At 36.9% G+C, this 24,148-nt stretch carries 20 protein-coding genes and 1 pseudogene; 12 read left to right on the plus strand and 9 right to left on the minus strand.

Features of this window, described 5'->3' with window-relative positions; all coding sequences use genetic code 11:
- Nucleotides 1-71: 71 nt before the first annotated feature.
- The 5 genes from NYR30_RS08365 to NYR30_RS08385 all read left to right on the plus strand — a co-directional run bounded on the left by NYR30_RS08365 (nucleotide 72) and on the right by NYR30_RS08385 (nucleotide 2,230).
- On the plus strand, nucleotides 72-515 hold the full coding sequence (locus NYR30_RS08365; protein ID WP_302500502.1) for a Gp49 family protein: 444 nt from the start codon (nucleotides 72-74) through the stop codon (nucleotides 513-515).
- Between the two features lie 43 nt (nucleotides 516-558).
- Nucleotides 559-921 (plus strand): YfdP family phage-associated protein, encoded by a 363-nt coding sequence (locus tag NYR30_RS08370; protein WP_302500504.1) that lies wholly within the window; start codon nucleotides 559-561, stop codon nucleotides 919-921.
- A 13-nt stretch (nucleotides 922-934) separates the two neighbouring features.
- Nucleotides 935-1,741: a DUF2303 family protein gene (locus tag NYR30_RS08375; protein WP_302500505.1), complete on the plus strand. Its 807-nt coding sequence runs from the start codon at nucleotides 935-937 to the stop codon at nucleotides 1,739-1,741.
- Between the two features lie 73 nt (nucleotides 1,742-1,814).
- Nucleotides 1,815-2,027 carry a hypothetical protein gene (locus NYR30_RS08380; protein ID WP_302500507.1) on the plus strand — a complete coding sequence of 71 codons (213 nt, stop codon included), beginning with the start codon at nucleotides 1,815-1,817 and terminating at the stop codon, nucleotides 2,025-2,027.
- Between the two features lie 11 nt (nucleotides 2,028-2,038).
- The gene (locus tag NYR30_RS08385; RefSeq protein WP_065234565.1) at nucleotides 2,039-2,230 is read left to right on the plus strand and encodes a helix-turn-helix transcriptional regulator; all 192 of its coding nucleotides are present in this window, start codon (nucleotides 2,039-2,041) and stop codon (nucleotides 2,228-2,230) included.
- Here the strand turns inward: NYR30_RS08385 and NYR30_RS08390 are convergent.
- Nucleotides 2,227-3,435 (minus strand): tyrosine-type recombinase/integrase, encoded by a 1,209-nt coding sequence (locus tag NYR30_RS08390; RefSeq protein ID WP_302500511.1) that lies wholly within the window; start codon nucleotides 3,433-3,435, stop codon nucleotides 2,227-2,229. The two genes, NYR30_RS08385 and NYR30_RS08390, sit on opposite strands and share 4 nt — an antisense overlap.
- A 323-nt stretch (nucleotides 3,436-3,758) precedes the next feature.
- The gene (locus NYR30_RS08395) at nucleotides 3,759-4,727 is read right to left on the minus strand and encodes an IS30 family transposase (RefSeq protein ID WP_302500513.1); all 969 of its coding nucleotides are present in this window, start codon (nucleotides 4,725-4,727) and stop codon (nucleotides 3,759-3,761) included.
- A gap of 605 nt (nucleotides 4,728-5,332) precedes the next feature.
- Between NYR30_RS08395 and NYR30_RS08400 the strand changes: the two genes are divergently transcribed.
- Nucleotides 5,333-5,602, plus strand: a complete 270-nt coding sequence (locus tag NYR30_RS08400) for a type II toxin-antitoxin system TacA family antitoxin (RefSeq protein WP_066113515.1) — start codon at nucleotides 5,333-5,335, stop codon at nucleotides 5,600-5,602.
- Nucleotides 5,602-6,117: a GNAT family N-acetyltransferase gene (locus NYR30_RS08405; RefSeq protein ID WP_066110147.1), complete on the plus strand. Its 516-nt coding sequence runs from the start codon at nucleotides 5,602-5,604 to the stop codon at nucleotides 6,115-6,117. The genes NYR30_RS08400 and NYR30_RS08405 overlap by 1 nt, the downstream gene beginning before the upstream one ends.
- A 393-nt stretch (nucleotides 6,118-6,510) precedes the next feature.
- On the opposite strand, the gene NYR30_RS08410 is transcribed toward NYR30_RS08405, so the two are convergent.
- Entirely contained in the window at nucleotides 6,511-7,233 is a 723-nt protein-coding gene (locus NYR30_RS08410) for a DUF1281 family ferredoxin-like fold protein (protein ID WP_066421915.1), read from the minus strand.
- Between the two features lie 124 nt (nucleotides 7,234-7,357).
- Entirely contained in the window at nucleotides 7,358-9,628 is a 2,271-nt protein-coding gene (locus tag NYR30_RS08415) for an NADP-dependent malic enzyme (RefSeq protein ID WP_066113511.1), read from the minus strand.
- Nucleotides 9,629-10,013: 385 nt separating this feature from the next.
- Here NYR30_RS08415 and rsuA point away from each other — a divergent pair, with 385 nt between their 5' ends.
- The 3 genes and pseudogenes from rsuA to NYR30_RS08430 all read left to right on the plus strand — a co-directional run bounded on the left by rsuA (nucleotide 10,014) and on the right by NYR30_RS08430 (nucleotide 12,997).
- Nucleotides 10,014-10,718, plus strand: a complete 705-nt coding sequence (gene rsuA / locus NYR30_RS08420) for a 16S rRNA pseudouridine(516) synthase RsuA (protein WP_066110157.1) — start codon at nucleotides 10,014-10,016, stop codon at nucleotides 10,716-10,718.
- 18 nt (nucleotides 10,719-10,736) lie between these two features.
- Nucleotides 10,737-11,930: a Bcr/CflA family multidrug efflux MFS transporter gene (locus NYR30_RS08425; protein WP_066113509.1), complete on the plus strand. Its 1,194-nt coding sequence runs from the start codon at nucleotides 10,737-10,739 to the stop codon at nucleotides 11,928-11,930.
- Between the two features lie 97 nt (nucleotides 11,931-12,027).
- Nucleotides 12,028-12,997: pseudogene (locus tag NYR30_RS08430) on the plus strand (IS30 family transposase).
- A gap of 443 nt (nucleotides 12,998-13,440) precedes the next feature.
- Here the strand turns inward: NYR30_RS08430 and NYR30_RS08435 are convergent.
- Nucleotides 13,441-14,454 (minus strand): YeiH family protein, encoded by a 1,014-nt coding sequence (locus NYR30_RS08435; RefSeq protein WP_066113723.1) that lies wholly within the window; start codon nucleotides 14,452-14,454, stop codon nucleotides 13,441-13,443.
- A 160-nt stretch (nucleotides 14,455-14,614) separates the two neighbouring features.
- Between NYR30_RS08435 and uvrB the strand changes: the two genes are divergently transcribed.
- A complete protein-coding gene (uvrB, locus tag NYR30_RS08440) occupies nucleotides 14,615-16,648 on the plus strand; it encodes an excinuclease ABC subunit UvrB (RefSeq protein ID WP_066422276.1) in 2,034 nt (677 codons plus the stop codon).
- Between the two features lie 121 nt (nucleotides 16,649-16,769).
- Here the strand turns inward: uvrB and NYR30_RS08445 are convergent, their stop codons facing one another.
- Nucleotides 16,770-20,408 carry a YadA-like family protein gene (locus NYR30_RS08445; protein ID WP_066422277.1) on the minus strand — a complete coding sequence of 1,213 codons (3,639 nt, stop codon included), beginning with the start codon at nucleotides 20,406-20,408 and terminating at the stop codon, nucleotides 16,770-16,772.
- 715 nt (nucleotides 20,409-21,123) lie between these two features.
- Between NYR30_RS08445 and NYR30_RS08450 the strand changes: the two genes are divergently transcribed.
- A complete protein-coding gene (locus NYR30_RS08450; protein WP_115241497.1) occupies nucleotides 21,124-21,777 on the plus strand; it encodes an IS1595 family transposase in 654 nt (217 codons plus the stop codon).
- Between the two features lie 12 nt (nucleotides 21,778-21,789).
- Here the strand turns inward: NYR30_RS08450 and NYR30_RS08455 are convergent, their stop codons facing one another.
- The 3 genes from NYR30_RS08455 to NYR30_RS08465 form a co-directional block, all read right to left on the minus strand.
- Nucleotides 21,790-22,068: a hypothetical protein gene (locus NYR30_RS08455; RefSeq protein WP_302500525.1), complete on the minus strand. Its 279-nt coding sequence runs from the start codon at nucleotides 22,066-22,068 to the stop codon at nucleotides 21,790-21,792.
- A 129-nt stretch (nucleotides 22,069-22,197) separates the two neighbouring features.
- Entirely contained in the window at nucleotides 22,198-22,347 is a 150-nt protein-coding gene (locus NYR30_RS08460; RefSeq protein ID WP_302500527.1) for an ESPR domain-containing protein, read from the minus strand.
- Between the two features lie 685 nt (nucleotides 22,348-23,032).
- The gene (locus tag NYR30_RS08465) at nucleotides 23,033-23,686 is read right to left on the minus strand and encodes an IS1595 family transposase (protein WP_115241497.1); all 654 of its coding nucleotides are present in this window, start codon (nucleotides 23,684-23,686) and stop codon (nucleotides 23,033-23,035) included.
- Between the last annotated feature and the right edge of the window lie 462 nt (nucleotides 23,687-24,148).

The following is a 24,148-nucleotide window of genomic DNA, read 5'->3' on the forward strand; positions in this document are numbered from 1 at the left end:
AAATTTAGACAACTTTAGACAAACCGCCACCGCATAGGTGGCTTTTTTATTGCATAAAATAAGGATTAAATATGAAAAAAATCACTAAAGAATATATTGAATCACAAATCAGTAACGTTGAATTTAAAAGAGGCATTGGCACGATTACACATTGCTATATTACAGTTAAATCAGGATTTGTTGTGTTAGGTGAAAGTGCCTGTGCTGATGAAGCACAGTTTAACCAAAGTATAGGCGAATCTTATGCTTATGAGAATGCTTTTGATAAATTATGGGTATTATTTGGATTTGAGCTAAAACGCAAAATAGGTGGTGATTATAAATACCGTTTAGAGAGAGAAAGTGATGAGTTAAAAGAGCGTGTTGATAAATTAACAGAATTCTTGGCAAAAGATAAACCTGAGTTTATTGATGGTGCTGAATGGTTTGATCTAAATGAGCAATTAGTTTTAATGAAGAGATATCTAGTACTTTTAGATCGGAGATTAAAAAAATTTACCAACCAAAGCCACTAGTGATAGTGGCTTTTTTTTATTATCAAAAATAGGAGAAAACACTATGGCAAAAACTGATATTCACGAGTTCATTTCAGAACTTGATGCGGGCATTTTTGAAAACAAGTTAGCAACTGCTCTTTCAGAAGTTGCAATGGGTGCAATTACACATGACAAGGCAGGAAAAGTCGTTGTTGAATTCGCCATCAAAAAAATGGATAGCGATCAACCTGCAGTACAAATTCAACATAAATTAAGTTACACAAAACCAACAAAACGAGGTAAATCATCAGAAGAAGACACCACCGCAACACCAATGTATGTCCACAAAGGCGGTGCAATTTGTGCAACGCCAGACAAAGAACAAATGCCAATGTTCAAAGAAAGTGACGACCCAGCATTTGATAAAAAGTTAAAAGTAATGTAATCAAGGAGTAACTATGGAACAAACAAACTTAGAACAAATTAAAGATTTGGTGTTATCAAGTGTGCATATCGGTAACAGTGATTACCCAATTGCTATTTTACCTAAAGATGTCAATATCGTATCACTTGAAAAACATAATCAATTCCGTAACCAGTTTCGTGCAAAATTTAGCACATTTAACTTTGATAGCTTAGTTGCATATGCAAAACTGCATAATCAAGATAATGCTAAATGCTTTATTGATGAACAAAATCTTAGTGCAGAGATTATTTTTGATGTTGGCACTTTAGAACAACCTCTTCATGCAACACACCGTGCATTACTCAATATGCAGAAAACAGCTGCTTATAGTGCATTATTAGATTTTCAAGGCAGACGACACGACCAACGTGCATTCTCCGAATGGTTAGAAGATTGGGGTGATTTTATTACGCCATATACTGATGATGAGGAGAAAATGTCTCTAACAAATGCAGTACAAGCAATACGTAAAATTACTCTTGATTATGCTCGTAATGAAGAGCATGAGGTCGGAGATTTTGCTGCGAAAAAATCAGCAATGGAAAGCGTAGAAGCTAAAAGCAAATTGCAGATGCCTAAATACTTTGTCTTTAATACTGAAACATACAAAGGATTAAGTTGCCAAGCATTTACGCTACGATTATCAATACTAACTGGTGGAGATTATCCTGTTTTGGTGGCTCGCTTAATTAAGGGAGAACAGATACAAGAAGCTATTGCACAAGAATTTTCCGACAAGGTAAAAGAAGCTCTTTCAGACACAGATATTCTTGTAAATATCGGGCAGATTGAGATTTAACATTAATACTTACACCTAAGCCTAGTATGTATTTACTAGGCTTTTTTTATCATAGGAAAGGAAAATTAGATAAATGACGCGACACGCTAAAGAATTAAAATGGCACAGTACTGCAAAACAGGATTATCCAAAGCTAAGTGGACTATATAAAGTAAGAATTATGCTTCAAAACGGGAAATTACACACATTCGAGAATTACTACTCTTTAAAACACGGCTTCACTTTTGATAATACGATGCGTGAACGTGGAGATACGATGCGGATTTTAGAATGGCATGATGGCTAGGAGGATTAAGTATGAAATACATAAGAACGAAGGATGTTTATACAAAACTAGGCATTGGACGAACAACTCTTTTTGATTGGACTAATCCAAAATCACCAAGATATATACCGCGTTTTCCAAAGCCAATCACGATTAATGGTTCAAAACTTTATATAGAAGAGGAAATTGAATCATTTATGCAGACATTAGCGGCAAAACGTTAAATTTCAAACCCACACATTTCCACATAATCACCCCACATTTGCATTACAGCAACACGTTCTTCCAAATAATCATGCCGATTATAAACTTTTTCAAGTTTATTTCTTATATCGTGAGCAAGAACGGTTTCAGCTACATTAGTATCAACACCTTGTTGAGCAAGATATGTACGTACTAATGCCCTCATCCCGTGAGCGGTTAATTTATCTTTATAGCCATTTCGCTTTAAAGCAACATTAACCGTTTCACTATTCATCGGTTTATTACCATCGCTTCTGCTATAAAATACATACTTTGAGCTATTCTTAAAAGATAACATCTGTTCAAGCACTGATAAAGCTTGACGGGATAATGGCACACTATGAGGTCTTTTATATCCTAATCTTCCCTTCATTTTTTCTGCGGGTATATGCCAGACTTTATTATCAAAATCAATCTCAGTCCATTCAACTGATACCGCCTCCGCTGGTCTAACAGCGGTTAATAACTGCCAATATATCAAATACAAAGTTCTCGCTTGAATTGGAGAGTTTTTAATATCAGTAATAAATGATTGCAATTCATGCGGTTCAATTGTTGGATTATTCTTTGCTGTTTTGATATGAAATGATTTTTTAGCTTTATGGCAATTATGCATCTCAATAATTCCCATATTTTCTGCAAAATCCATAATACTAACTACAGTTCGCAATACTTTTTCAATGACTGATGTTAATCCAGCTTTTGCTACTGGTTGCAATACATCCACAAGTAATTTGGCATTAACATTACTAATCGGTACATTACCTATTTTAGGTAAAATATATTTTTGCAAACGTCGCCAATCATCAAACATCGTCTTTGACATGACTTTTTTAGCTTTAAAGTTTACATTCCATGTTTCTGCGATTTTTTCAAAAGTATTTAAATGAGCACTTATTTGTTCCTGCTCTAAATTTTTTAGATAATCTTGTGGGTCAATATTCTGATCTAATAACGCTCTATACTTATCTCGTAATAACCTAGCATCTTGTAATGACATTGCTGGCCAAATACCAAGAGATATATCGGTACGTCGTTTTGTATAAGGCTTATAATAATTAAAACGCCAACGTTTAGACGCCGAGCTTATTTCAAGATACAAGCCTCCACCATCTCTTAATGGACTATTTTCAGGAGTAGCTGCCTTTACAGCTGTTGCTGTTAACGGTTTAATTACTTTTGCCACAAAAATCACCTACCAAATCACATACCAAAATGATTGGATAGCATTGTATAATTTTGGATTATTTTAAACAAGAAATAAGTATAAGTTATTGTATTTTAAAATAATTTCAAGATAAAATTAAACTAGTTTAAACTCAAATGAACACGATATAGGAGGCGGTACACGCCTCCATTTATAGTAACACTTCTTTTAAGTATAATAGACCAAACTGCATTGCTCGCTAATTAAAAACCTTAAAGAGTATAGTGGTAGACTAATTCCGCAGGCCTCAATAGGTGGTAAGCTATCACAAAAAGAGAACAACAAAATTTGCTCTTGAATTGTCAAACCAAGTGCAACACTTTATCAAAATAGACCTCATAAGGTGTCTTCCAATTTAAACATTTGCGTGGTCGGTGATTAAGTTTATCGACCGCTGCCTGTATCTTCACCTCTGAAACGAGCGTCATATCCATGCCTTTCGGGAAATACTGTCGCAACAACCCATTAGAGTTTTCATTCGTTCCCCGCTGCCAAGGCTGATGTGGCGGAGGAAAATAAAATTCAACATCAAGCGCTGATGTCACCTGCTGATGTTTGGCAAATTCTTTTCCTCTATCAGGCGTAATGCTCTTGAGTGGTTGATTTTTCAATGCTGTTTTCAGCGCATTAACCACGTCTTCCGCTTTTTTTGAAGCTAACTTCGTCGCAATCAGAAAGCGACTGCGTCTATCATTCAACGTTAGCAAACAGGCTTTGCCAAACTGCCCTGATACCGTATCTGCTTCCCAATCGCCAAAACGGCTTCGCTCATTGGCTTCCTGTGGGCGTTGGTTTAACTCGTGGCTAATAATAATTTTACCTCGTTTTTCTACACTGTTCGCACGATGGCGCCGCTTGCCTTTATGGCGCAGATACCGTTTCGCTGTTCTACGAGCGTTATCAAACAGACAGTCATTTATCGCCCGATAAATCGTGGTAAAACTAATTTGATATGGGCTGTTCTCTTGCTTCAACCGTTGCGAAATCTGCTCAGGCGACCAGTTATCCACGATGAACTTCTGCCTTACCAACTCAAACAGTGCAGTATTTTTTAGCTTCTTGTTCGGCTTACACTTAGCGCGTTTCTGCTGATAACGTTGTTGAGCCAACTGGGCAGTATAGCAGCACCTTGAACAGCGTTTTAACTCTCTTGAAATCGTGGATTTATGCCGTTTAAGTGCAACGGCAATAGCGCTAATCGTGTGTCCCAATGCGTGAAAAATCATTATCTTTTCACGCTCATCTATTGTAAGATGGCAATAAGTGTTCATAAGTTTCTGTCCTTAATTTTTTCAAAAAATAAGTTTTCGTCCTTACTTTTTTCGAAAAATAAATTATAGCGGATTTCCTTATGAACACTTTTTTTATTTGTTGCACTTAGATTGTAAATTCAAGCTTTAAAACCATTCACAAGGATAAGGAAAGTTATAAATGAATCGACTTTACTCAAGCGGTTTTTGTCGATTCACATAATGATATTATGAATATCAATATTCAACTCAGAGGTAAGTAAGCATTTCTTAATATCCAAGGCAATGTAAAAAAAATTATCCGTAACTTCAAAAAATTTGTTGAACGATACATTACTGAAATGAAAAACTCATCAGAGAAATTAAGCAATGATTTTCAGTTTTATACGTTAATTAATTATCGTAATGAAGCAAAAATTAAGAAGTAACATAACAGATATATGATATAAAAATAGGAAATTTAATATTAACTACCTTTCCCATTTTAAGTGGATACATAATATAGACTATTATTCGCAAAAATAAGCTTCACTAGAATCACAGAATTACCAGAAAATACTATACAAATCACCTTGAAAAAACCGTACAAACGCCGTACAATTCATAAAAATAAGAGGAAACATATTATGGTAGCAACAGCAAGATTTGAGGCAAGAATTAGTGAAGATGTACAGCGTTTATTAAAGCGAGCAGCAACTCTTGAGGGACGTAGTTTAAGTGATTTTGTCATTAATGCGGCACTATTAGCAGCAAAAGAAACAGTCGAGAAAAATGAATTAATTCATCTTTCTATTATCGATCAACAAAATTTTGCAGAGGCATTAATTGCACCACCAGAGTTAAATCAAAAAATGAAAGAGGCATTACGCTTAAGTTCGGAGCTATTGGAGGAGTAATGCTTTCTCGTAAGATAAAAGTTGTTACATTTAATAAATCATTTTTACGTAGTGCTTTTGATTGTGGTTCCGTTCCATTAAATGATTATCTGCGACAACAAGTTTCCCAAGATATAAAAAGGAATATTGCATCTTGTTTCACTATTATTGATGAAAACAAGACTATTTTAGGGTATTACACATTAGCGTCTACAAGTATACCTCTAATTGATTTACCCGATAATTTAAAGAAAAAATTACCTCGTTATCCAAGTGTACCAGCAGTTTTGCTTGGACGTTTAGCCATTGATAAGCAAGTAAAAGGACAAGGGTTAGGGAAAGCCTTATTAGGTAATGCGTTAAAGCGAATTGTTCGCTCTGAAATTGCAGCTTATGCACTGATTGTTGATGCGAAAGATAAAGATGCTAGAGCATTTTATCGCAAATTTGGTTTTATTCCTTTTACTAATGCTGAAAATAAACTATTTCTTCCTTTAGAGAAGATAAAGATGCAATTAAAACAAGAGGATAACTAATCAAACAATTGCTAAATATTGACATCACCATCAAATGTGATCGCAAGCTTAGTTTTTGTGGAAGAGTTTTAACTTCAAGATAATGAACTCGTTTAAACAAGAAAGGTAAAGATAGTTTGATCTGCCTCCGAAAAGTTACACACTTTTTTAGGTAAGCATTCTCCGTTTCCAATGTAATGATTCTTAAACGTAAACCTTTTTCTGTTTTCGGTGGTGGCATTTTGGCATAACGTGTTTTTTTCATCGTAGGAAGTCCTTTGGTTTTTGCTATATTTAGTCATAAAAAACCTGCACCTCTGTCTGATGGATAATTGATCCAACTTCTTAGGTGCAGATCAGTACACGTTTCCCTATATTGTTCCATACCACTTTACCTTGCTCTCTCTTATTTTTTCAATGCACCGTATCTTCCGCAATTAACTCCTCTCCCCAAGGATCAAACTCATAATACTCCTCTTCTTCTGGTTTAGAGCTCATCACACCAGTGAATCCAATCTCATATTCACTATAAGTAAGTTTGCAATAAATATTAGGAAAAGTATCTATTAGGGTATAAAACCAGTTTGTTGGCGGATTCCACGCCGTCTCAAAGCTTACTGTAAAACTTTTGGTAGTTTCATCAATATCACTGAGATAAAACTGCTCTGCATTCCACTTCACGCCCCAATGCTGATATCGCCAATCATACCAAGTTTTAGCACCATACTTTGCAACATTAGCCATATATTTTCTTGCCAATCCAAGATCAATATGACAATGCTGCTGTTCTTCCGGATATTGATCCAAATAATGTATTAAGTCAGTTACGCGCCATTGATATTTACTTGCCATATCCAAAAGGTGAGTTTTTGTATCCTCATTAGCAAATATCCTCAATTCTTCCCACAAAGTATCGGTTACTAATAACTCTTGTTCTACACTTAATAATTTAAACCCATTTTCACCACTGGTATTATCCTCTAACATCAGCGCTTCTGGCATCGGCAGTAATAAATTAAAATCAAGACAGAACTGTTGTTTCTCCGTAGCAAACTTCATTACTTTCTCAAAAACTTGCCGAAATTCTGCTAGTGTATTTGTTGTAATTTCTAATGTATTTTTACACCAATTTGGCATAACGTGATTCCTAAAATTAAATATCATCAACAAAAAAGGGTACCATTACTGATACCCTTTCTAAAGCCCTCTTTGGGGAACCCCTCTATGGGGAAAAGTTTAAAAGCCCTCTATGGGGAGTCATTTATTTCTTTTGTGCTTGTACCGCTGCTACTGCCACCATATTAATAATACGGCGTACTGAAGAAACCGGTGTTAAGATATGTGCTGATTTCTTCAAGCCCATTAACATTGGCCCAACTGTAATCGCAGTGGTGGTCGCACGTAATAAATTATAACTAATACGTGCTGATTCCATACTTGGCATAATTAATAAGTTTGCTGCGCCTTTAATTGGGCTGTCTGGCATAATGTTTTTACGCAAGTTAGCAGAAAGTGCAATATCACCATGCATTTCACCATCAATAATTAAATCTGGGCGGCGTTCTTTCACCAACTCAAGCACTTTACGCATTTTCACTGCATTATCGCTATTAGACGAACCATAATTTGAGTTAGAAAGCAATGCCACTTGCGGTTCAATACCAAATGATTGCACTTCTTCTGCTGCCATCAAGGTAATTTCCGCTAACTCTTCTGCAGTTGGATTTTCATTCACAAAGGTATCAGAAATAAAGACGTTACCTGTTGGTAAAACAAGGCTATTTACTGTCGCTAAAGTATGCACTCCATCTGCCACTCCAATTACATCACGTAATGTTTGGAGATGTTCGCGATAAGAACCGACTAAACCACAAATAATGGCATCCGCTTCACCACGTTGTACTAAAATCGATGCAATCGCAGTTTTATCAGTAATTAAACGATGTTTCGCTAATGATGGAGTCACGCCTTTGCGTTTCATTATTTCATAATAAGCCTGCCAACATTCAGCATAACGGCTATCTTGTTCATTATTAACAATATCAAAATCTTTTCCGGCTTCAATTTTAAGTCCTAGATTTTTGATACGTTGTTCAATCACGCTTGGACGACCAATCAAAATCGGATAAGCAATACCTGAACTACTGATTTCTTGTACTGCGTGTAATACACGAGGTTCTTCACCATCTGTTAAAATCACACGTTTCTTATCTAATTTCGCTTGTGCAAACACTGGTTTCATAAACAAATTAGTTTTATACACAAACTGAGTAAGTTGATCGATATAAGCGTTAAAATCGGTAATTGGTTTTTGTGCAACTCCGGTATCCATCGCCGCTTTCGCCACTGCCGGTGCAATTTTCACAATTAAACGTGGGTCAAACGGTTTTGGAATAATATATTCTGCACCAAAAGAAACTTCATTCTCACCATAAGCAGAAGAAACTACATCACTTTGTTCAGCTAATGCCAAATCAGCGATCGCTCTTACTGCCGCTAACTTCATCTCTTCATTAATGGTTGTTGCATGAACATCTAATGCACCGCGGAAAATAAATGGGAAACAAAGCACATTATTAACTTGATTTGGGAAGTCTGAACGACCAGTACAAATAATGGCATCTGGACGAGCTGCTTTCGCTACTGGCGGTAAAATTTCCGGTACTGGGTTAGCTAACGCCAAAATTAATGGTGTATCCGCCATTGTTTTTACCATTTCAGGTGTTAACACACCCGCTTTTGAACAGCCTAAGAAAATATCTGCTCCCGGTAATGCGTCTGCTAGAGTACGTGCGCCATTATCTTCAATTGCATACACTTGTTTGGTTTCATCAATATGATCGCCGCGACCTTTATATACCACACCTTTAGAGTCACAAATCGTAATATTTTTACGTTCAATTCCTAACGCTACCATTAGGTTCAAACAAGCAATTGCAGATGCTCCCGCGCCAGAGGCAACCACTTTCACTTTTTTAATATCTTTATTAACGACGCGTAAACCGTTTAACACTGCTGCCGCACAAATAATTGCTGTTCCATGTTGGTCATCATGGAAGACAGGAATTTTCATACGTTCGCGTAATTTTTTCTCAATATAGAAACATTCTGGTGCTTTAATATCTTCTAGGTTAATCCCGCCAAAAGTTGGTTCTAATGACGCAATAATATCGATTAATTTGTCAGGATCGGTTTCATTAATTTCAATATCGAATACATCAATACCAGCGAATTTTTTGAACAATACCCCTTTCCCTTCCATTACCGGTTTACCAGCGAGTGCCCCGATATTTCCTAAACCTAATACTGCAGTACCATTGGAAATTACTGCCACCAAATTACCCCGAGAGGTATATTTATAAGCATTGGCTGGATCTTTTTCGATTTCTAAACAAGGTTCTGCAACACCCGGCGAGTAAGCTAAAGCTAAATCTTGTTGAGTTGCAAGCGATTTGGTTGGGGTAACTTCAATTTTTCCCGGAATTGGAAATTGATGGAAATCCAATGCTGCTTGGCGTAATTTTTCGTCCATAATCTATCCTTATGTATCATATGAAAAATGATTATCTGCAAGAGGTTCACCGCTTTACTTACTGCGAAGGGCAAGATGAAAGTCGAGGGGTAATCCACCGCTGTGTTCGTAACAGGCTCTAATAAACATCATCAAAGTCTATTGATATTCCATTAATCTACTAGCTGACATCCACTCATATTGAGCCAGAAAATGGATTTTTTGTTATATTGTTGGAGTGAATAACAATACCCTAAAATAAGACTCCTTCATTAAAAATCCGCTTTTTATTATAGTTTCCTTTTCGAGGAAAGCTGTGAGCTATGCCACATTTTTGCAAACAATGTTAGAATATTTGCTCCAATTTTTTCTAAATATTTCAATCTCCATTACCAATAATAGAACTATGAAACAGCGCTTAGATAAATTTTTATCCGAATATACCGGCTTATCTCGTTCACAAGCAGCCAAAGCATTACGCCAAAACTTAGTGATGGTCAATGAGCAAATTGTCAAAGATGGTGCAATGAAAGTATCTACTGAAGATCGGATCTCTTTTGATGGAGAAACGTTAACTTGGGTAACAGGCAATCAATATTTCCTGTTATACAAACCAGAAGGTTACATCTGTTCTAATGATGATGGCGAATACCCGACAGTTTATCAATTTTTTGATTATCCGCTCTCTACACGTTTACATACGGCTGGGCGTTTAGATGTAGATACTACTGGTTTAGTTTTACTCACTGATGATGGACAATGGTCGCACCGTATCACTTCGCCAAAACATCATTGTGAAAAAACTTATTTGGTGACATTGGCTGATCCGATTGAAGATTTCTATGTTGAAAAATGTCAGCAAGGTATTCTTTTAAAAGGAGAAAAACAGCCTACTAAGCCGGCACAAATTGAAATAATCGACGATTACAATTTGAATTTGACCTTAATTGAAGGTAAATACCACCAAGTAAAACGAATGTTTGCTGCCCTTGGTAATAAAGTGATTGCGTTACATCGTTGGCGCATTGGGCAGATTATTTTAGATGAACACCTCGCTGAAGGTGAATATCGTTCATTAACAGAAGAGGAAGTTCAATCATTTTTAGAATAACAATAATAAGAGGTTTAAATGGGAAATAAGAAAGTAAGAATAAATTTTATCTTTGTTTTAATCTTAGGATTATTATCTATGATGCCGCCTTTAGGCATTGATATGTACCTACCCGCTTTTCTTAATATATCAAAAGATTTAAATGTTCCATCTAGTCAAGTGCAATATACCCTTACTATGTTCACGTTCGGTATGGGCGTTGGTCAGTTAGTATGGGGGCCAATTGCAGATAGCATAGGTAGAAAACCAATTATCCTATTTGGTTTATTAATCAGTACTATCGCTGCCTTTGGGTTAACCCAAATTAATAATATTCACCATTTTATTGGTTTACGCTTATTACAAGGCTTTTTCGGTGCTGCGCCTGTGGTTGTCCTCGGTGCATTATTACGTGATCTTTTTAGTAAAAATGACTTCTCTAAGATGATGTCTTTAGTCACCTTAGTGATTATGATTGCGCCTTTATTAGCACCTATTCTTGGCGGTTATATTATCCAATATTTTCATTGGCATACTATTTTCTATCTACTTGTCTTTGTGGGGATCCTCAGCGGTTTACTTTTCGCTTGGCGAATTCCTGAAACATTACAAAAAGAAAATCGTCAAACCTTCTCTTTAAGAAATATTTTGCGCCAATTTTGGAGCGTATTAAGGCTAAAAGAAGTCGTTGGTTATTTGATTGTATCCACTTTCTCATTTGCTGGATTATTCGCTTTTCTCACCTCAGGCTCTTTAGTTTATATCGATATTTACGGTGTTAAAGTACAAAACTTTGGTTACTTCTTTATGATGAACATTGCTGTTATGGCACTATTCACCGTTGTTAATGGCAAAATTGTGGGAAAAGTAGGTGCAGAAAGAATGTTGCAATTTGGACTCGGTATGCAAGCTGCTGCTGGTTTATGGCTGTTAATTGTTGCCATTTTTGATCTTGGTTTCTGGCCAATGGCACTCGGCATCTCTTGGTTTATCGGTATGAATTCCACTATTGGCGCTAATGCTTCCGCACTTATTTTAGAGAAATTTCCGCGTACTGCCGGAACTGCAAACTCTGTATTAGGTACACTCCGTTTTGGTGGCGGTGCCGTTGTTGGCTCTTTACTTGCGTTAGTGCCAGTAACCAGTGCTATTCCAATGTTAGCCACGATGATTTTATGTATTACGATTGCCGTTTTAGGTTATTGGCTGCTCACTTTTAGAAATTTAAATTAATCTCTTGAATTTACAATCTAAGTGCAACAAATAAAAAAAGTGTTCATAAGGAAATCCGCTATAATTTATTTTTCGAAAAAATTAAGGACGAAAACTTATGAACACTTATCGCCATCTTACAATAGATGAGCGTGAAAAGATAATGATTTTTCACGCATTGGGACACACGATTAGCAGCATTGCCGTTGCACTTAAACGGCATAAATCCACGATTTCAAGAGAGTTAAAACGCTGTTCAAAGTGCGGCTATACAGCCCCAGTTGGCTCAACAACGTTATCAGCAGAAACGCGCTAAGTGTAAGCCGAACAAGAAGCTAAAAAATACTGCACTGTTTGAGTTGGTAAAGCAGAAGTTCATCGTGGATAACTGGTCGCCCGAGCAGATTTCGCAACAATTGAAGCAAGAAAACAGCCCATATCAAATTAGTTTTACCACGATTTATCGGGCGATAAATGACGGTCTGTTTGATAACGCTCGTAGAACAGCGAAACGCTATCTGCGCCATAAAGGTAATCGGCGTCATCGTGCAAACAGTGTAGAAAAACGAGGCAAAATTATCATTAGCCACGAGTTAAACCAACGCCCACAGGAAGCCAATGAGCGAAGCCGCTTGGGCGATTGGGAAGCGGATACGGTATCAGGGCAGTTTGGCAAAGCCTGTTTGCTGACGTTGAATGATAGACGCAGTCGCTTTCTGATTGCGACGAAGTTATCTTCAAAAAAAGCGGAAGACGTGGTTAAGGCGCTGAAAACAGCATTGAGAAATCAACCACTCAAGAGCATTACGCCTGATAGAGGAAAGGAATTTGCCAAACATCAGCAGGTGACATCAGCGCTTGATGTTGAATTTTATTTTCCTCCGCCACATCAGCCTTGGCAGCGGGGAACGAATGAAAACTCTAATGGGTTATTGCGACAGTATTTCCCGAAAGGCATGGATATAACGCCCGTTTCAGAAGTGAAGATACAGGCAGCGGTCGATAAACTTAATCACCGACCACGCAAATGTTTAAATTGGAAAACACCTTATGAAGTCTATTTTGATAAAGTGTTGCACTTGGTTTGACAATTCAAGCTAAAAAACTTTCGGCAATACAAAACAGTGATTTTGTATTGCTACCGCAAAATTTATTATTTTTTCATCAATCAACCCAGTTAGAATCATTACTGATACCCATTTTAATGATTTATTGATCAATTTTGGAGTTTTTTTCTATCCACACAACCTGTGGATAACTTTGTGGAATACTTTAAATAAAAATTCGTTAATCCTTGCTATATAAGGGATTTTATTCATCACCACTGAAATTGTCTGTAAAATAACATTTCTTTATAAATCAATAAGTTAAATAAAATCCAGCAAAGATTATATTTTTCAGTAAAAAAATAAATAAAAAAAAACTTGACAAAAATAAGTCTGTGCAAAACTTACTATTTTTCAAGTTTTTTCTGATGTTAATTTACTTTTGAGATGGAGAACAGTGGAGCAATAATTACTCTACTTTTCTGCTATACAAATAATGCTTGGCTGACTAAATTAATCAGGAACCCCCCAATCGACAACCAGAAGAAAACAATTAATCCTAGCACTAAAGGTTTCGCGCCCGCCTTTTTAATCGCATCAATATGAGTGGTTAAACCTAATGCCGACATTGCCATCATTAATAAAATGGTATCTAGTTCAACCAACCAATGTGTAATGACAGCGGGAATAATTGGGAAAGAATTAACAATCGCCACCACAATAAACCAAACGGCAAACCAAGGAATATTAATTTTTCTTGCTTGTGAAGTAGATTGTTCACGACTTAAGAAATAAGAAAGCCCTAATAAGAATGGCGCCAACATCATCACCCGAATCATCTTAGTGATTACCGCACTATCTGCAATCTGATTATTAATATTTTGCCCCGCTGCATAGACTTGAGCCACTTCGTGTACGGTCGAGCCAATATAGATACCAAATTGATGTTCGCTCAAATACGCATTTAGCCAGGTGTATAAAATAGGATAAACAAACATTGCAATGGTGCCAAAAATAACCACAGTCGCGATAGCAACAGACATCTTATGCGATTGCGCTTTTACCACTGGTTCTGCCGCCATTACTGCAGCTGCACCACAAATACTCGCGCCGGTTGCACATAATAAAGTCGTTTCACGATCAATCTTCAACCATTTTATACCTAACCAACAGGTAATAAAAAAGGTAGAAAGCAACATTACGGCATCAGTCGCAATGGCATTAAAACCAACGGAATCAATTTGCTGAAAAGTAATACGAAAACCATACAGAATAATCCCTGCACGCAATAAAATGCCTTTCGAGAAATTAACACCTTCGTGAGAAACATCTGCAATTTTCGGGTAAATAGAATTACCAACCAACATTCCAATAAGAATGGCAAAGGTTAAAGCACTAATGCCTAAAGATTGCCCAACTCCAAAATAAGTTAATGTGAAGGCAACAGCAGTCACCACACCAGACAATAGTAGTCCCGGAAATAAAGCTTTAATATTCATTTTTGATTTATCTAATAAATTAATGTTATAAGAAATTATAAATCATTATATAGCGGAATTCCATTGTGGTTAACCGCAATAATGTAGAGTAATACGCCAATATCGGTCAGCACTAAAATATGCTAAAATCGCGTGTCAGATTTTCTCAGCCAATCTTGTTATGAAAAAAAACAGTAAACCCTTTATTTTACATTCCGATTTTAAACCTTCCGGTGATCAGCCTGCAGTAATCGCAAAACTGGTAGAAAATTTAAATGATGGTTTAGCGCATCAAACGTTGCTCGGCGTAACCGGTTCAGGGAAAACCTTTACCATTGCTAACGTCATTGCACAATTAAATCGTCCAGCAATGATTTTTGCCCCAAATAAAACCTTAGCAGCACAGCTTTATGCTGAAATGAAAGCCTTTTTCCCCGAAAATGCAGTGGAATACTTTGTTTCTTATTATGATTATTACCAGCCAGAAGCCTATGTTCCTGCGAGCGATACCTTTATCGAAAAAGATGCTTCCATTAATGATCAAATTGAACAAATGCGTTTATCGGCGACAAAATCCTTTTTGGAACGACGTGATACGATTGTAGTCACCTCTGTTTCGGCTATTTATGGCTTAGGCGATCCAGACTCTTACCTAAAAATGATGCTGCACTTACAAACCGGTGATTTAATCGATCAGCGACAAATTCTCTCTCATTTGGCAGCACTACAATACACACGCAATGATCAAGCTTTCCAACGCGGTACTTTTCGTGTACATGGCGATGTCATTGATATTTTCCCTGCTGAATCTGACGATGTTGCCTTAAGAGTTGAATTATTTGATGAAGAAATCGAACGTTTAAGTCTGTTTGATCCATTAACCAATCATTCGTTAGGGGCGGTTCCTCGTTATACGGTTTATCCGAAAACCCACTACGTTACTCCGCGCGAGAGAATTTTAGAAGCGATTGAGCAAATCAAAGTAGAATTAGCAGAACGCCGCGAATACTTTATTAAAGAACACAAATTACTCGAAGAACAACGTATTACGCAACGAACTCAATTTGATATCGAGATGATGAATGAGTTAGGCTATTGTTCAGGTATCGAAAATTACTCCCGCTATCTTTCTGGTCGTAAAGAGGGTGAACCGCCACCAACCCTGTTCGATTATATTCCAAGCGATGGCTTACTGATTATTGATGAATCTCACGTTACCGTACCGCAAATCGGCGGTATGTATCGTGGCGACCGCTCTCGTAAAGAAACTCTCGTAGAATACGGATTTCGTTTGCCATCTGCATTAGATAACCGCCCATTACGCTTTGAAGAATTTGAGCGCTTAGCGCCACAAACCATTTATGTTTCTGCGACTCCGGGGCCTTACGAGTTAGAAAAATCGGGTGATGAAATTATTGATCAAGTGGTACGCCCTACCGGCTTGTTAGATCCTGAAATTGAAGTGCGTCCTGTCGCGACACAAGTCGATGATTTACTCTCTGAAATCCGTTTACGAGTGGAAAAAAATGAGCGGGTTCTCGTTACCACTTTAACGAAAAAAATGGCAGAAGATCTTACCGATTACCTAGCAGAACATGGCGTATTGGTACGTTATCTTCACTCCGATATTGATACTGTTGAACGAGTCGAAATTATTCGTGATTTACGTGCTGGGGAATTTGATGTGTTAGTCGGTATCAACTTGTTGCGTGAAGGATTGGATATGCCAGAAGTTTCCTTAGTCGCGATTTTAGATGCTGATAAAGAGGGGTTCTTACGTTCCGAACGTTCTTTAATTCAAACGATTGGTCGTGCGGCACGTAATTTAGCCGGTAAAGCAATTTTATATGCCGATCATATTACCCCTTCAATGCAGCGAGCAATTGAAGAAACCGAACGCCGCCGTCAAAAACAACAGGCTTACAATGAAGAACATGGTATTGTGCCAAAAGCCTTAAATAAGAAAATCGGCGAAATTTTGGATATTGGACAAAGCCCTAATCAAAAAGGTAAAAAACAACGGGTTAGTAAAGCGGCTGAACCGCAAGCAAGTTATGCACCGTTGGATAATGCTAAAGATCTGCAAAAAGAGATCAAACGCCTTGAACAACAAATGTATAAGTTCGCCCAAGATCTGGAATTTGAAAAAGCGGCACAAACACGCGATCAATTGCACGCTCTACGGGAACGTTTTATGCAATTACAAGGGGATTGATTTTAAGCTTAATGGACAAAAGTGTGGGATTTTTTGTACATTAAGCCCATAAAAAAACCGAGTGGTTATCCACTCGGTTTTCTATTTATATCGTCTATTTAACGTTGTTGTTACTTAGCTGTTATTTCCATTGGAAACCAACGCCAGCACCAACACCAAATCTACCGCTGCTGTCTGATGAACCGCTAACTTTGAAGATAACTTTACCGTTATCAGAAAGTCTTGAGTAACCTAACGCAACAGAGTTTTCACCGCCGTAAGAACCGCCAGCAACTGCGATAGAGTTATAACCCGCTACACCGGCTTGCGGTAAGTTAGCTGTAGCAATTGCTCCAGCGATACCAGCACGTAAGCGTTTATCCATCTTGTTAACTTTGCTTTCTAAGTTAGATACACGAGTATTTACTTGATAACCTAACTCTTGCATTTGTTTCAAGTTAACAGCGTCAGTTGGGTCTTTCGCATCAGCAACACCGGTTACACGAATACCGTTAACGTTCAACGCAGTTTCGCTGCCTTTATATTGATCTTGACGAACAACAGAAAGTTTCGCGTTATCAGTACCGTTAGTTAAGGTTACAGTTTCGAGAACAAGGTTCTTGCTCATATTAACGCTATAAACGTCTTGACCATTTTTACCTGTTTCTTTAGAGATACCGATATTGGTATCCTCTTTACCATCTTTACCGTTATTATTGACTTCAGAGCGAACTTCTTTCAACGCACCGTCAATAGTATCTTTTGTTGTACCGCCGATACCTTTGACTTTACCATTTTCATCAGTTGGCATACCTAAGATTTTCGCGATTTGTCCGCCGTTAACCGCATCTTCACTATCGTTCTTGATGTCACCATCTTTCACGTTAGTGACTTTTTGGTTACCTGCATCAATACCGGTCTTAGCAATTGATGGTGCATTTGAATCTACAGTACCATCTTCTTTTAAGAAACGAACACCGTTACCATCAACTTGTAAACTATCAGTACCTTCAGCTGTTTCAAAGATTGCGCTCTTCAAGTTTCTGAGGTCTTCTGCAAGTTTAACAGTAAGCTCTGATTTTTCTGCATCAGCTTCAACTACGATATTGTTAGTTGCTGTCTTATAAGACTTATCAGCATTTTGCGCTACAGTACCTTCACCTTTAATTGCGATCTTCGTACCAGCTGGACGATGGATAACAACATCTTGACCATCTTTTTGGTTATTCGCTGTAAAGTCTAAACCAGCTTGTGCAACAGCTTGTAAATCGCCGAGGTTAACTGCTTGGTTTAGATCCACACCAGCTTTATCAAGGAGCGCTTCAATTGCTGCTTTCGCTGCTTCTGGAGTAATCTTTTGTGGATTTGCAGCTGTACCGCCATTTGTTGGTGTTTCTGAATTATCATAGTTACCAGTTAATCCTAACGCACTCTTCACATTGGTTAAGGTCATTGGATCGTTGTAATCTAAGCGAGCAACTAATTTACCTTTTTCAGTAGCAGAAAGTTTATTAGCATCTCCGCCAGCTGGATCTTTATAGAAGTCCTCACCAATCTTATAAGCTTTCTTATAAGAACTTGTAGCTTCATCATAATAACCATAACTTACTGGAATACCGCTATTTTCAATAACATTATTGACGATGTCACTATTGTTAGTAGAGATGGTAATCTTACCTGCTTCTTGTTTTAAGGTAACATTCGCACCTGCAACAAATTCTAGAGTATTTTTGTCTGGATTAATGTTATCTCCTGTAGCAGCAATACCTTCATTGTCAACTACACCACCATTTGCAGAAGTCTTAATATTGATACCTGCCATTGCAGCATCATTTACGTGTTTCAAATCAGTGATATTAACTGCTGAGTTTTTAGTTAAATCACTGTCCGCTGCACTATCCAAAGCCTCTTTAAATTGTTTATGATTTGGAGATGTATTAGAGCCTAAATTAACTGCACTCTTCACACCATCAAGTTGCATTGCAGTAACATTATCGCCTTGTGGTACTAAAGTAACTTTAGTTGGAGTTACAGCTGTCTTACCAGTGGTATTAATTGTTCCATCAGTTTGAACAACCTCACTAGCCTTATAGTAACTATCGCCGACTTTAACAAGTTTATTGCCAGCATCGTCTGTATAAGCTGTTGGCAAGCCAGTTACATTAATGTTAAGTGAATGCACTCCATCTTTTGAAGTCACAGCAGAAACTTGAGTATTTGCACCATTATTAATTTGTACAGTTTCACCAAGTTTGACAGTTTGAGCTGTTTTGTCTTGGTCAATATTGCCACTAGTTTGAACTTTGATACCTGTATCAACTAAAGTCTTAGAAGCATCAGAAACAGCCTTATCAACATAACCTTTATTTGCTGCACTAGAATCTTCTGTTGGAGTAGCAACATTGGTGATTTCTTTACCGCCGTTGTTCAAACCATTATTAGTCAAGCTAATAGCATCTCCACTTGTTGGAGTAATAGTTACACCACTGCTATCCACTTTAGTTGAACTCGCTGCATCAGTTTTAGTAAATGTCGCTTCTTCTAAAGCTTGTAGTTTCTTCGCTAACTCAATAATAAGTTTGTTATTATCAGCATCTGCAGTAACGCGGATATTACCTGCTGCATTAGCCACTCCAGCAAAGTTAGTGTCAGTTATTGTACCAGCACCAACAATACCTAATGATTGACTTAATGCTCTATGAATTGAAACATTTGCTGTATTTCCAGTAAAGTTCAACCCTGCTTGAGCAACGGCTTGTAAGTCGCCTAAAGTAGCTGCATAACCAAGGTTTGCTCCATTTAGAGTTAATAAACTACCAACTGCTGTATCAGCATTCTCTTTAGTAATTGCTGTTCCTTGTGCTGTTGAATCAATTAAATTAGACAGACCAGATTTCAAGTTCTTTAATTTAATTGGTGTACTTGTACTATTACCAGCCCCTACTAATGCAAGTTCTGAATTAGCATCTGGAACATTTGATGCACTTAACCTGGTATATCTAACTGGACCTGCAACACCATTTTGAAGCTCACCAATATTGCCTTTCAATGTTGCAAATGCATCGCTGATAGTTGTTGCCCCTGTAATACCTGCAATAGTGCCATTTACAGAAAGTGTACCATCATTTGCAATGTTAAAATCACTACCTAAAATATTAGTCTTCAGGTTGCTTAACACAGTATAGAGTTGACCACCATTAACTACTTGTTTTGAACCATTTTTAATATCACCATCTGCTACACCACGAATTTTCTTATCATTTAATTTCAATGAATCATCATAAAGTGTAAGCGTAATAGAATCATCTCCTCTGCTAATAGAAGTAATACCTGTCAACTTATTATTTAAAGCATAATTAACTACACCATTTGCTCCAGTTGAAACTTTAAGATTATCGTCACCATTAAAGGTTAAACCAGTATCTAAAGTTGTTTCTTTAGCAGTTTCCATACCTGCTTTATATTTCAACTTCGCACCAGTGGTAACATATTGTTGAACTGCGTATGCAGTAGCTAACTGGCCATCAGTATTTGTAGCTGAACCAATTGCAGCAGCTGTTTCAGCACGATTATTTGCTGCTTCAATCAATCGATTAATTGCCGTTAGTGCATTTAATGGAGCATCAGCTGAAGTAGAACCTTTCACTGCTGTTGCAAAAGTAAACTTAGATTCATCTAATGTTCCATTATTATCGCTACTCATTGCACCACCAAGTTTTGTGACTAATGCTTTATATTGTTCAACATTAACCGCATCAGTATCAGCAGTACCTTTTGCCACGTTAATAATCTTATTGTTACCGTTGTCTAATCCAGTATTACTTAAAATAACTGATTGACCGCTTCCGGCAAATGTAAGTTGCGAAGCAGTAAGAGTTGCTGCTGGAGAACCTGCTGTTGAACCAGTAGCAATATTTACACTATCTTTATTAATGGTAGTATGTTGACCTTCAGTATCTCCAACGAACTGAGCAGAAGTTAAATTGGTAAGTACAGGATTTAAGCTAATTGTAGAATCAGTAATCTGAATATTACTTCCTGCAACTAAATCAGCAGCTTTTAAGAAAGTCTCATCGAGTTTGTCTTTTAACCCAGAAAAATTAACTGCTACTTTGTAGCTATTACCTGTTAAACCTTCAGGTTCTGTTGATGTAACAGTAATATAACTATCGCCCTCACCAGCAGTTACTTTTGTCTTCGCGCCTGCAATTGCATCATATACAACATCTGAGGTAACAACTTTTGTATCATTATCAGCAACAGCGGTGGCTTTGTTTAATGAAATAGTAATAGTTCCTGATGTTGCTGTTGTGGTGATATCCTTACCATCCCCATTGATCGCTAAAGTTGTCGCCCCTGATATCGCTTGTTCTCCTCCAGAATTACCCCTAATCTTTGTAATTCTATTATCTATAGCTTCAGTAATTTGCTTGTTGAAGCTACTTTCTAATTTATTTGGGGCTGAAGTAGATTAGCACTTATGCTAAGCTACAAAAATGAAGATAACCAATTGTAAACTAAAGAAATCTATACAAAGAAAACTGCTTGAATTTTTTGTATTAGAAGTAACAGCACGATCAGCAGCAGATTTGCTTGGCATTCAAGCCAATACTGCCATCTTGTTTTATCGAAAAATTCGTCTCGTTATCAGCCATCATTTAGCACTACAAGCACATGAACTTTTCGATGGCGAAGTAGAGTTAGATGAAAGCTATTTTGGTGGTGTGCGAAAAGGGAAAAGAGGTCGGGGTGCAGCTGGTAAAATGGTGGTGTTTGGCATGCTTAAACGCCATGGAAAAGTTTACACAGTAACTGTACAAAACACTAAGACTGATACCTTACTTACTGTTATTAAAAAGAAAATACAACCAGATAGCATTGTTTATACAGATTGTTATCATAGCTATGATGTGCTAGATGTTAGTGAGTTTACGCATTATAGAATTAACCACAGTACTCATTTTGCTGAGCGGCGAAATCACATTAATGGGATAGAGAATTTTTGGAATCAAGCAAAGCGTGTGCTAAGAAAGTATAATGGAATTGATCGAAAATCTTTCCCTCTTTTTTTGAAAGAATGTGAGTTTCGTTTCAATTATGGGACACCATCTCAACAGCTCAAAATCCTGCGGAAATGGTGTCAGATTTAACGCTAATCTACTTCAGCCCCATTTATTTTGAGTAATTATTCCATCATGAAGATCGTTTGTTTGAATAGAGCCATCTATAATTTTTGAGCTGTCAACAGCATCATTCTGAATCTTATTTTTGCTTACTGAATTATCAGCTAATTGAGTAGTACCTATCCCATTCTCTTTTACAGAAATTATAATATTATTATCTTGTCCTTTTGTTTCTACGGTAGAATTATCCCCAAGAATCCCAAGTGTATAGGTACTATGTTCTTTTTTTTGGAGTTGCTGTACTCTGATTAGCCACAAATGTAGTTACAACTTCAGTAAATGTCTCCTTATTTTCACCAGTTTCTGGCTGTCCACCACCAGCCATCACAACATTTGAAGCACCCAATCCAACAAGCAATATTGTACCGACAGTAGCTGCTGCTTTAGTTAGAGAATTCCCCCCCCCCCCATTGATATTTTATCTACAGGGTTAGCATTTTTTTCAGATTTGGTCTTACCATGAGCCTTAGTAAGTTCTGATACCGCAATCCAAATTCCTTTTGAATGATCGAAAATTACGCGGAAGATATGGTTCATAAAACGTTCCTTTTTTTGGTTATGTATAGCATATAGATACTATACGAGTTAAAGATATGACTTTGGCTTGAAGGAATTACGTCAATCGGCTTGAGGAAATTTCGTCAATCAGAGTCGCTCCAATAAAATCGGGTAGAATGTAACACTGCGATAAATTTATGTAAATATTAAATTTTAAATTTAGTGATATTCTTCAAATTTTTTGCAAAAAAAGCCATTTCCTTTATTTTTATCTATCTGTTTATTTTTTATAAAGCCATCATTTTTAACAAGAAAAAGTACAAGTTTTTTGTTATTTTTTACAAATGAGAAATCGCTTAACACGTTGGTATTACTGGTTTTAACAAAATCGCCTGGGGGGGGTAATTTGTTTTAATTGTTACTATATTTTTAATTTATCGTTATCATAAACCGAATGAGCGGATGGATATTTTATCACCAATCACAATTTTAAATATTTTAGCGAAATGATTAATTTAAAAATGTCAATTTGGTTAAATGGTGTTTAATTTTATTTTAAAATAACACTTAAATGTAACACCTAAGAGGTACAATTCTTTTTTATTAATCACCTAGATGACTATTAACCTTTGCTTTGCGCTTGTTTTTACAATGATTTTTCTGCCAACAGAGATGTAGCATTGATATGCCATAGTTTAAAAGAAGGGGCTGAAGTAGATTAGCGTTAAATCTGACACCATTTCCGCAGGATTTTGAGCTGTTGAGATGGTGTCCCATAATTGAAACGAAACTCACATTCTTTCAAAAAAAGAGGGAAAGATTTTCGATCAATTCCATTATACTTTCTTAGCACACGCTTTGCTTGATTCCAAAAATTCTCTATCCCATTAATGTGATTTCGCCGCTCAGCAAAATGAGTACTGTGGTTAATTCTATAATGCGTAAACTCACTAACATCTAGCACATCATAGCTATGATAACAATCTGTATAAACAATGCTATCTGGTTGTATTTTCTTTTTAATAACAGTAAGTAAGGTATCAGTCTTAGTGTTTTGTACAGTTACTGTGTAAACTTTTCCATGGCGTTTAAGCATGCCAAACACCACCATTTTACCAGCTGCACCCCGACCTCTTTTCCCTTTTCGCACACCACCAAAATAGCTTTCATCTAACTCTACTTCGCCATCGAAAAGTTCATGTGCTTGTAGTGCTAAATGATGGCTGATAACGAGACGAATTTTTCGATAAAACAAGATGGCAGTATTGGCTTGAATGCCAAGCAAATCTGCTGCTGATCGTGCTGTTACTTCTAATACAAAAAATTCAAGCAGTTTTCTTTGTATAGATTTCTTTAGTTTACAATTGGTTATCTTCATTTTTGTAGCTTAGCATAAGTGCTAATCTACTTCAGCCCCAAAAAGAATTTATTTCTTGTTACTAATTTGGTTCAAGATAAATTTTATTTGGAGTGAAAGTTTAGTCTATTTTTTGCACTAAAAAATAAATTTAGATTTCGTAACGAAATTTATTTTATCGTTTGCGTTAGTTGGTGCGATTGGCTTATTTCGCGTAAGCTATCTTGTCTGATGTCTATTAAAGTTGGTATTTGCTAGGAGTGTTGTTACTACTGAATTGAAGTGAATATTTGTAGCAAATACTTTTGTTGTTATCAAAATGTGCAGGGTTATGCGTTTCACTGGCAGAACCCTCTTCAAGATTGAAGAGGGTATGGGAGATTTGAAAAACTAGACTTTTCAAAGGGTTAGCAAAAAAAAGTGCTGGAATATCTGTGAAAATGTGAGTGTGTTAAATAAATTATACTTGTTTGCTTTTATTGG

This window comes from Gallibacterium salpingitidis (assembly GCF_030517105.1).
Lineage (GTDB): Bacteria > Pseudomonadota > Gammaproteobacteria > Enterobacterales > Pasteurellaceae > Gallibacterium > Gallibacterium salpingitidis.

What these genes read in the sequence shown, in the direction of transcription:
- NYR30_RS08395 (WP_302500513.1), bottom strand. Translation starts at nt 4,727, where the DNA reads ATGAACACTTATTGCCATCTTACAATAGATGAGCGTGAAAAGATAATG.
- NYR30_RS08405 (WP_066110147.1), top strand. Translation starts at nt 5,602, where the DNA reads ATGCTTTCTCGTAAGATAAAAGTTGTTACATTTAATAAATCATTTTTA.
- NYR30_RS08425 (WP_066113509.1), top strand. Translation starts at nt 10,737, where the DNA reads ATGGGAAATAAGAAAGTAAGAATAAATTTTATCTTTGTTTTAATCTTA.
- NYR30_RS08400 (WP_066113515.1), top strand. Translation starts at nt 5,333, where the DNA reads ATGGTAGCAACAGCAAGATTTGAGGCAAGAATTAGTGAAGATGTACAG.
- uvrB (WP_066422276.1), top strand. Translation starts at nt 14,615, where the DNA reads ATGAAAAAAAACAGTAAACCCTTTATTTTACATTCCGATTTTAAACCT.
- NYR30_RS08385 (WP_065234565.1), top strand. Translation starts at nt 2,039, where the DNA reads ATGAAATACATAAGAACGAAGGATGTTTATACAAAACTAGGCATTGGA.
- NYR30_RS08380 (WP_302500507.1), top strand. Translation starts at nt 1,815, where the DNA reads ATGACGCGACACGCTAAAGAATTAAAATGGCACAGTACTGCAAAACAG.
- NYR30_RS08465 (WP_115241497.1), bottom strand. Translation starts at nt 23,686, where the DNA reads ATGAAGATAACCAATTGTAAACTAAAGAAATCTATACAAAGAAAACTG.
- NYR30_RS08365 (WP_302500502.1), top strand. Translation starts at nt 72, where the DNA reads ATGAAAAAAATCACTAAAGAATATATTGAATCACAAATCAGTAACGTT.
- NYR30_RS08370 (WP_302500504.1), top strand. Translation starts at nt 559, where the DNA reads ATGGCAAAAACTGATATTCACGAGTTCATTTCAGAACTTGATGCGGGC.
- NYR30_RS08435 (WP_066113723.1), bottom strand. Translation starts at nt 14,454, where the DNA reads ATGAATATTAAAGCTTTATTTCCGGGACTACTATTGTCTGGTGTGGTG.
- NYR30_RS08375 (WP_302500505.1), top strand. Translation starts at nt 935, where the DNA reads ATGGAACAAACAAACTTAGAACAAATTAAAGATTTGGTGTTATCAAGT.
- NYR30_RS08410 (WP_066421915.1), bottom strand. Translation starts at nt 7,233, where the DNA reads ATGCCAAATTGGTGTAAAAATACATTAGAAATTACAACAAATACACTA.
- NYR30_RS08460 (WP_302500527.1), bottom strand. Translation starts at nt 22,347, where the DNA reads ATGAACCATATCTTCCGCGTAATTTTCGATCATTCAAAAGGAATTTGG.
- rsuA (WP_066110157.1), top strand. Translation starts at nt 10,014, where the DNA reads ATGAAACAGCGCTTAGATAAATTTTTATCCGAATATACCGGCTTATCT.
- NYR30_RS08415 (WP_066113511.1), bottom strand. Translation starts at nt 9,628, where the DNA reads ATGGACGAAAAATTACGCCAAGCAGCATTGGATTTCCATCAATTTCCA.
- NYR30_RS08450 (WP_115241497.1), top strand. Translation starts at nt 21,124, where the DNA reads ATGAAGATAACCAATTGTAAACTAAAGAAATCTATACAAAGAAAACTG.